The following is an 8663-nucleotide window of genomic DNA, read 5'->3' on the forward strand; positions in this document are numbered from 1 at the left end:
TTAAGTTCAAAGATTTTTCGCAGCATAGCTAAGAAAAATCATCCTAACCCTTTTGCTGAAAGCAAATTCTCTCACCATTAACGGCATTACCGTTAATTCTTCCATCTTGCCACTCTGGCAATCTTTCACCTTTTTACTCACGTAGTAGAGTAAAATTCTTTAGTCCTTGATTCGCAATTTCTTAATATTATGAACCTCCAATGATTACTTAGTATCAAATCCTTGCTCTTTAAGAAACTCTTTCATATATGGTCTTTGAGGTTTCATAAATGAATTTGAAATTTGCTGTGTCCATGTATCTTCTCTTTTTCCATTTGTTCTATCTTTATAATACTGCTTTATTCTATCATCATACCCCTTAATCCTGTTAGCATCATCTTTTGTGTTATATTCTTCTACTTTAAACACTACCTCCATCGGTAATCTTTCCTTTTTACTTGGATTATCATCTGGATAACCAATACACATTCCAAATACAGGATAAACATTTAATGGTATATTTAGCAAACTACATATTTCTCTAGGGTTATTTCTTATTCCGCCTATATAAACTCCTCCAAGACCTAATGCTTCTGCTGCAATAAGTGCATTTTGAGCTGCAAGAGTAGCATCAACAATGGCTGTGATAAAAGTTTCTGTATAACTACCTTCAAAGTTTTTATTGTTAATGTCACATGCTGTTTTATTTCTATTTAGATCAGCACAAAAAACCAAGAATAGTGGACATTCATTAATGTATGGTTGGTCTCCTGATAGGTGTGCTATTTTATTTCTTTTTTTCTTGTCATTAACCCTTATGATTGTATATGCTTGAATAAAATTAGATGTTGATGCACTTTGAGCACATTCTATAATAGCTTTTACCTTTTCATCCTCAACCTCTTTATCCTTATATTTTCTTATGGACCTATGTGATTTTAATAAATTTATGATTTGATTTTCTTCCATTCTTATCTACTCCCTATTATTATAATTTCAAAAATTCTTTTTTAAGCATGCTATAAAAGCCTTCATTGCTGTATTTAGCCACTTATTTTTATGATAAAACACTTGCGTAACCATATTAAACTTATCTTTACCTAAATTAAGTGCTATTAATTTTTTACTTTTCAATTCATCAGTTACAGTCATAGCTGGAAGTAGTGTTATTCCGAGATTGCCCATGGTAAAAGTTTTAATTGCTTCAATACTCCCAACCTCTAAAGATACATGAGGTTTAAGTCCTTCTTTTTTAAACATCTCCTCAAAAACATTCCTATAACTGCATCCTTTTTCAGTTAGAATCAAAGGCTCATTTTTAATATCTTTAATATAAATTTTATTTTTACCTGTTAACTTGTTTTCTGGAGAAGCTAAGAAAACCATCGGTTCCTCAAAAGCCATACATAAAATAAAGTCCTTTTCATCTATTGGCTTGTCTAAAATAAACATTAAATCCACCATATTATTTTTTAACATATTTCTTAAGTCAGAACATACACCTAATTTAATTATTATCTCCACCTCAGGATAACTAGCATGATAAATCTTTAGAACTTCTGGCAATCTAATTGTGCAAAGTGATTCAACAATTCCAATTCTTAAAACACCCTTAGGCACATCATTGTCATTCACCACTTCCTTAGCTTCATTTGATAGATTTATCATATTTTCTGCATATTTTAAAAAAATCATTCCCTTTTCTGTGAGTTCCATTCTTCTGCCTACTCTTTCAAACAGTTTTATCTGAAGCTCTTGCTCTAACATCTGAATTTGGGTTGTAATTGTTGATTGCGCATAACCAAGTTCTTCTGCCGCCCTGCAAAAACTTTTTAAATGTGCAATTTTACAAAATGTGGCTATATTTCTAAGTTCCATATTGCTCCCTTTCATTAATTCAATAAAATTGAATTATTTATTCAATTAATTCAATTTTATTAATCTATAATCTTATGTTAGTATAAAATCATGCTGAATTCAAGAAATTTATGTAAACTGTTCATTGAATAAAGTTAGTTGTTAATATAAAGAAATTGCGAAGCAAGAACTAAAGAATTTTATCGTAACTAAAGCTAGATAAAAAGATTAAAGAAAGCCTTCAGCTAGGCAAATTCTTTCACATTTTTACTCACACAGTACAGGAAAAATCTTTAACAGTTTGCTTCGCAATCTCTAACTATTACATAACAAAGCATTATTCAAACAATAATTAGAAGAGAGATGATGATTTTATGGAAAGCAATAAAAATATTGGTATAATAACCCTTTGTGGGCTTATAATTGGCCCTATATTAGGCTCTGGAATTGTTTTATTACCACCACTTGCATTTCAAATGATAGGTTCTTGGTCAATACTTGCATGGATATTAATAATGATACTTGGAGTTGTTTTTGCATATGTATTTATATTTTTAAGCCTTGAGAGTCCTGGAAATGAAGGAGTTTCAATTGCTGTTAGAAATACCCTTGGTGAATTTTGGTCCGAACTAACCTCAAATTTTCTATCTGTTGCAGTTTGTTTTGGGCCAACTGCAGTATTACTTACTGCCTCTAGTTTTTTAAAAAATTTCGGTATTTTTTCAAATGTAAATATTGGACTAATTTCTTTGGGTCTGGAGTTTATTTGTGCCTCTATCTTAGCCGTTGGGATTAAGACATTTTCAAAATTGTCACTTATTCTTACTAGTTCTACTGCTATACTATTATTTTGTGGTAGTATTTATAGCTTGCTTTTTTCTTCAAATGCACATGTTTCTAATAGTCATTTTTCTTACTCAAAATTTGCTTATACACTTTTACTTTTGTTCTGGGCAATAATCGGTTGGGAAATTGTTGGAAATTACATTGAAGATATTAAAAATCCCCAAAAAACTTTGAAAAAGGCAATGAATATAAGCTTAATTGTCATTGTCATTCTTTATATACTTGTTGCAATATCCCTTACACGTGTATCTAATAATGACTACTCCGTAATATCAATCATGACTCCTCTGTTTGGATACTTTGCTTCCCCAATAATAAGTATTATTGCCCTTGGACTTTGTGTATGCACATATCTTATGGTTGTTGGTGGAGCTTCACGAATGAATGCCTCTCGTGCAAAAAAAGGAGCTTTGCCAGCTTTCTTTGGATATTTAGGTAAAAATGGAAGCCCAATTATCATCTTAATAACCTATTTATTAATACATTCCTTTATTTACGGTTTAGTTTTTATACATTTTCTAACTATTGACAAGCTTGTTACCTGTGCTAATGTATTTTTTCTGTCAAATGCATTGATTGGTTTAATTACAGGTTTTAGACTGCTCAAAAACATAAAGTTAAGATTTGCAATAATAATACTCATTGCATCCTTTTCCATACTTTTATTTAGAGCAGCCCTTTGGAGTCTTATCCTTTTAATCCTTGTTTTCTTATTAACTTTATATAAGTCATACAATAACCTCTGAATCGGCTTTACTAATATCTTGTTCTTTTTTTGAATTAAACGGTACTGCTATGAGTCCAAAAATTGCTATTATCCCAATTATTAAAAAGCATTTATTATATACTTTATTACTTTCATTATCTTTTATAATTTTTCCCTCATTAACAATGTTGTAAACTTCGCTTTGTTGGGCTGAAAATTCTTTAATAACTAACGGTCTTGCCTTGTAAGGAGTATTACTTAATACAATTTTCTCCTGTTTTTCAAACAAATTTTTTACTGTTTCTTTTGAAAATCCAGCCTGACTACTATTATTTGATGTTCTTATTTTTGAATTAATAGTAGTCTTTATTTCAGGTTTAAGTACCGTGCTTGCGTTAACTTTGTTAATAATTTGGTCTTTTGTATTACTAATAGCTACTGTAGTATAATGGCTGCTTAAAGTTGCCACTAACGCAATAGCTATACATGCTGCTAACTGCCTCAAACTATTTAATATACCTGACGCCATACCATTTTTGTCTAAAGAAATTTCCTCAAAAGCAGTTTGGTAAAGTGGTGTTATCGCTCCAATACCAATTCCAACAATAATAACTGCAACATAAATTATTTTCATGCTGTTCGTATTGTTCATAAATACAAATGTTAAATCCCCTAAAGTTACAAACACAATTGAAAAAATTGATGTTAGCTTAGGTGAAGTCTTTTTAGTGATTATGGAGAATACTGGTGCCATAACAAATGATGTGGCACTGGTTATTCCTAGTATTAGACCTGCTTTTAGCACTGAATATCCTAGTTGATTTTCAAGATAAAAATTCATTAAGTACGAAATTGGCATATATGCAAAGAATATTACTGCAATTAAAATAATTGATGCCGTAAAACTTTTTGTTTTAAATATGTTAAACTCTATCATTGGATTTTTTACGGTTTTTTCATAGATCATAAACACAATTATTGATGCTATTGATGTTATTATTAATGTTATTATTTTAGCACTTCCCCATCCATAATCACTACCTTTTACAAGGAAAAAGGTTAATGCTCCAAGTCCATAAGCTAAAAATACAGATCCAATTAAATCTACTTTCTTTTCTATGGTTTTATCATAACATTCCCTTACATATTTCCCTCCTAAAATTAGTGATATTAAGATAAATGGAATGTTAACATAAAATATTGCCTTAAATCCAAAAGCTTCATTTAAAATTCCTCCTATAACTGGCCCCGATGCTGCAGATATTGAAATAATCATTCCAATAATTATAGCTAATTTGCTCATAGCTGACTTTCCAAATAATTCTATAGCTAGAGGGATTGCTAGTGGCGTTAAAATTGCTGCACCAATTCCTTGAATAATTCTAAAACTAATAATCATAGGTAATGAGGTTGAAAGACCACAACATATAGAAGAACCACCAAAAACTATAAGTCCTATTAAAAACAACTTTTTTCTGCCATAAATATCTGCTATTTTAGAAAAATTAATAAGCAATGCCGAAAAAGGAATCAAATAAGCTGTACTAACCCATGATATTCCTGTTATATTCGTATTAAAATAATTTGCCATAGTAGGTAGTGATACATTCACTATAGTGCCATCTAATACTGTTAAGAAACAAGCTATTGCTAAAGATATGAATGCTAAAATTTTTTCTTTTTTATTCATAATAACCTCCAATTTTTATAACATATAATATGAAATCAACTTCATATTCATATACTAGCAATAAATTTCCAAAAAGTCAATAACATGAAATGAATTTCATGTTATTGACTTTTATTTTATCTTGCTTTAGTATTATGTTAGGTGATTAATATGGACAGAAAAATAAGAAAACCAACCCAAAAAAGATCTTTGGAAAAATTTAATAGAATTGTTGATGCTGCCTTTAAACTTTTTAACGAAAAAGGGTATTATAATACAACCACGGCTGATATAGCAAAAGAAGCTAATGTGGCTACAGGTTCAGTATATTCTTATTTTCAAGACAAAAAAGACATATATATTCAAGTTTTGGATAAAATTAATAGTAGTTTTGACTATCCAACAAAAGATTTCTGGTTAAAAAACAATACTGAGCCAATAAACAACTATATTGTTTTTAAAGATATTTTTAGCGAATTTTTAAAAATAATGATATTATGCCACAATTTTTCTAACACTTTCCATGATGATATGAAAGCTTTAGAACTTTTAGATGAAGATATCAGCTCTGCTATCAATGAAAATGATCTTATCCGAACACAGAAAATATATGAAATTTTTGATATCCTTCATATTCCGTTTAAAAGTGAATTTGACTCAGATATTTTTATGCATTATTCAAACTTATTAGTAGACGATGTGTGTCATAAGGTTGTATATGATAACACTTCAAAAGACATTGATTTATATATTGATAGATGTGCAGAAATGTTATATTCCTTATTTAAAGCTAGTACCACTTACAAAGAATAATATATTCTTACTTAATTCTTAGACATTATTCTTTTTATATTTTGTACTTTATATGGATAAAATTATCAACATATCTTATCGTTAAATGGGCAGAATATTAAATGTACTTGATATACCTAATTTAAATAAAAGAAAAAAGGGAGAATGGATTATGTCTAACAATTTAGAAGAAACAAAACAATTGAATAAACAGTCTGCAGCAAAAAAAGGTATTAGTGGTGCCTCTAGTCTAACTAACAGTGCTTCTACAAGCAGTGCTGAGGATGCTAGTTTACAAGAAGCAAGAGCACTAAATGAACAATCTGCTCAAAACAGTAGTGCTACAAGCACAGCATTTTCTAGTGTTTCTTCAAGTTCTGGACTTTCTAATATTTCCGATAGTTCTAATTTAGAAGAAACAAAACAATTAAATGCCAAATCCTGCAAAAATAAGGGCATTAGTAAATAAAAATTAAATTAAAAAATCAATTTAGTTAATTCTAAATTGATTTTTTAATTTAAAAATAAATTTTCTTACTTCTGTTTAAAGAACATTTTATTTCCAGTTCACATCTGCTTTTTTTCTTGGTGTTGTTCTTAAATATTTTACAGCAGGATATCCTATTATCATACACGTCACAATTGACTTGCCATCCTTAAGTCCAATGAAATCCATAATTTCTTTGTTTCCTTGAGCTGCTCTTACAAAGAATCCACTAAAAAATGTTCCAAGGCCCAAAGCATTGGTCATAAGCTCCATATTTGAAGAAGCTAAAGCTCCATTTACCTCTGAATTTGCTGTAACAACTATTACTGCTGGAGCATTAAAAAACAATTTATCATTTTTAGGATTTTCTTTATATGCCTTTTCCATGTCTATCCACATTTCAGCATATCTTTTATATACAGCCGTCTCTGGTGTTAAATTGGCTAACATATATTGTCCTATATTCTTTAGGCTTTCAAAAGTTAGAGCCTTTAACTTTTCCATACCTTTTCTTATTACTGTGTAAGATACATCTTGCATATTGCTTCCAGTTTGAGTGAATCTTCCTGCCTCTATGATTTTAGCAAGCTTTTCCTCTTCTACTTCTTTATCTTTAAATTGTCTTATTGTTCTTCTAAATTTAATAAAGTTTAATAATTTGTCAGCTTCTAATGAAAACTCGTCTTTATTATAGTTCTTTACTTCTGTCATATCGTATTCATCTGTTGATATTGCATCTTTTGGACATACTGCAATACAATGTCCACACTTAAAACAGGCTACATTGTTAATTTTAGCTTTACCATTGATTATCTCTATATCTTTTGGAAAACAATCTTTAACGCATTGTCCACATCCTATACACTTTTCATTATCTACTTTCATCATATAATACTCTCCTTCTCATACCTTTAATATTTTTGACTTATCCATAAATAAAATTTATAATATATGTAATCTTGTTTATGGGTGAATATAATTATATCACCAAATAATAAATTGTGTCCAATTAATTATTTTCACATATTTATAACTTTTAGTTATGTCAAATGCATATAGATATAAGGAGATTACTTATGAATTTACAACAACTTGAATATTTTAAAAGTATAGCGCAAACTGAAAATTTTACTGCTGCTGCTGCCTTATCTTCAGTAAGTCAGCCTGCTCTAAGCAAAGCTATCTCGAACTTAGAGTCTGAATTAAATGTGCCTCTATTTGAAAGAAAAGGTCGTACTATTAAATTAACTTCTTTTGGGTCTGCATTTTTAAAACATGCTGATACTGCACTTAGAGAAATTGATAATGGAATTCAAGAGTTACAAGATATGATTAATCCTAATAAGGGAAGCATTTCTATTGCATCTACCTATTGTATCGGTACATATTTTATGCCTTTTTTAATTAGTGGTTTTTTAAATTATTGTCCAGAAACTAAATTTCAATTTAATCATGAATCTACTCCTGAAATACTAACAGGCTTAATAAATGGTAAAATAGACTTAGGTTTTTACGATAATATTGAAAATATTCCTAATCATAGTGAAATTGAATCCATAGCTGTAAGAAAAGAAGAATACGTTCTTATTGTTCCCAAAAATCATCGTCTTTCAAATGAAAAAGAAGTTTCTCTAGGGGACTTAAAAAATGAATCATTTATTGTATTCGGTGAAGAAAACAAGGCTAACCTACTTTCTTATTCCAAATTTATAGATTATACACCTAAAATTTCTGTAGAACCTAATGAATTTAGTATGCTTGGAGGTTTAATAGCTGCTGGTGCTGGAATTACCATTGCTTCAAATACTCCACTTATTAATACAAATGTATTTTCTATTATAAGAATAAAAGAAGACATTGGCTATAAAACCATTTATATGGGATGGGTTAAGAATTCTTATGTTTCTCCTATTACAAAGAAATTTAGAGATTATACACTTAATACACGCTTAAAAAGTAGCAAGTCAGCATTATGATGCGACCCCAATAAGTTAGACTTTATTGCGTAGTAGTTTTTAACTGCTACGCAATTATTTTAAGCAGCCAAGAGGCTGAGCCTGTATTCTACAGGACTCATCCATCCTAGTTTCTCTTTAATTCTTTTCTCGTTATAATACTTTATATATTTATCTATTGTCTCTTTCAGTTGCTCATAGCTATAGTAAACCAAACCATAATACATTTCTTGTTTCATAATTCCAAAGAAGTTTTCCATTACTGAATTATCATGGCAGTTTCCTTTCCGGGACATACTTTGGAAGATTTTATTTTCTTTTAGCTTATAACAATAAGCTTTCATCTGGTAAGCCCATCCTTGATCCGAATGA

The 8663-nt window shown here is 29.7% G+C and carries 10 protein-coding genes; 4 read left to right on the plus strand and 6 right to left on the minus strand.

Features of this window, described 5'->3' with window-relative positions; translation table 11 throughout:
* Positions 1-6 precede the first annotated feature (6 nt).
* The 3 genes from B8978_RS20445 to B8978_RS19085 all read right to left on the minus strand — a co-directional run bounded on the left by B8978_RS20445 (position 7) and on the right by B8978_RS19085 (position 1857).
* On the minus strand, positions 7-129 hold the full coding sequence (locus B8978_RS20445) for a hypothetical protein (RefSeq protein ID WP_278327336.1): 123 nt from the start codon (positions 127-129) through the stop codon (positions 7-9).
* 75 nt (positions 130-204) lie between these two features.
* Positions 205-948: an oxygen-insensitive NADPH nitroreductase gene (nfsA, locus tag B8978_RS19080; protein ID WP_084117866.1), complete on the minus strand. Its 744-nt coding sequence runs from the start codon at positions 946-948 to the stop codon at positions 205-207.
* A gap of 27 nt (positions 949-975) precedes the next feature.
* Positions 976-1857 carry a LysR family transcriptional regulator gene (locus B8978_RS19085; protein ID WP_084117867.1) on the minus strand — a complete coding sequence of 294 codons (882 nt, stop codon included), beginning with the start codon at positions 1855-1857 and terminating at the stop codon, positions 976-978.
* A gap of 353 nt (positions 1858-2210) precedes the next feature.
* On the opposite strand from B8978_RS19085, the gene B8978_RS19090 reads away from it, so the two are divergent.
* Positions 2211-3428, plus strand: coding sequence for an APC family permease (locus tag B8978_RS19090; RefSeq protein WP_084117868.1), 1218 nt, complete (start codon positions 2211-2213; stop codon positions 3426-3428).
* Here B8978_RS19090 and B8978_RS19095 read toward each other — a convergent pair.
* The gene (locus B8978_RS19095; RefSeq protein ID WP_084117869.1) at positions 3411-5078 is read right to left on the minus strand and encodes an MFS transporter; all 1668 of its coding nucleotides are present in this window, start codon (positions 5076-5078) and stop codon (positions 3411-3413) included. The genes B8978_RS19090 and B8978_RS19095 overlap by 18 nt on opposite strands.
* Before the next feature lie 150 nt (positions 5079-5228).
* Here B8978_RS19095 and B8978_RS19100 point away from each other — a divergent pair, with 150 nt between their 5' ends.
* Together B8978_RS19100 and B8978_RS19105 are read left to right on the plus strand one after the other, a co-directional pair.
* Entirely contained in the window at positions 5229-5870 is a 642-nt protein-coding gene (locus B8978_RS19100) for a TetR/AcrR family transcriptional regulator (RefSeq protein ID WP_084117870.1), read from the plus strand.
* Positions 5871-5955: 85 nt separating this feature from the next.
* Positions 5956-6318 (plus strand): hypothetical protein, encoded by a 363-nt coding sequence (locus B8978_RS19105; RefSeq protein ID WP_242950600.1) that lies wholly within the window; start codon positions 5956-5958, stop codon positions 6316-6318.
* Between the two features lie 87 nt (positions 6319-6405).
* Here the strand turns inward: B8978_RS19105 and B8978_RS19110 are convergent, their stop codons facing one another.
* Positions 6406-7224 (minus strand): nitroreductase family protein, encoded by an 819-nt coding sequence (locus tag B8978_RS19110; RefSeq protein ID WP_084117871.1) that lies wholly within the window; start codon positions 7222-7224, stop codon positions 6406-6408.
* A 188-nt stretch (positions 7225-7412) separates the two neighbouring features.
* Between B8978_RS19110 and B8978_RS19115 the strand changes: the two genes are divergently transcribed.
* Positions 7413-8312: a LysR family transcriptional regulator gene (locus B8978_RS19115; protein ID WP_084117872.1), complete on the plus strand. Its 900-nt coding sequence runs from the start codon at positions 7413-7415 to the stop codon at positions 8310-8312.
* A gap of 59 nt (positions 8313-8371) precedes the next feature.
* Here the strand turns inward: B8978_RS19115 and B8978_RS19120 are convergent.
* A partial coding sequence (locus B8978_RS19120; protein ID WP_139796102.1) for an IS3 family transposase occupies positions 8372-8663 on the minus strand: 292 nt, incomplete at its 5' end.

This window comes from Clostridium acidisoli DSM 12555 (genome assembly GCF_900176305.1).
In the GTDB taxonomy this organism is placed as follows: domain Bacteria; phylum Bacillota; class Clostridia; order Clostridiales; family Clostridiaceae; genus Clostridium_I; species Clostridium_I acidisoli.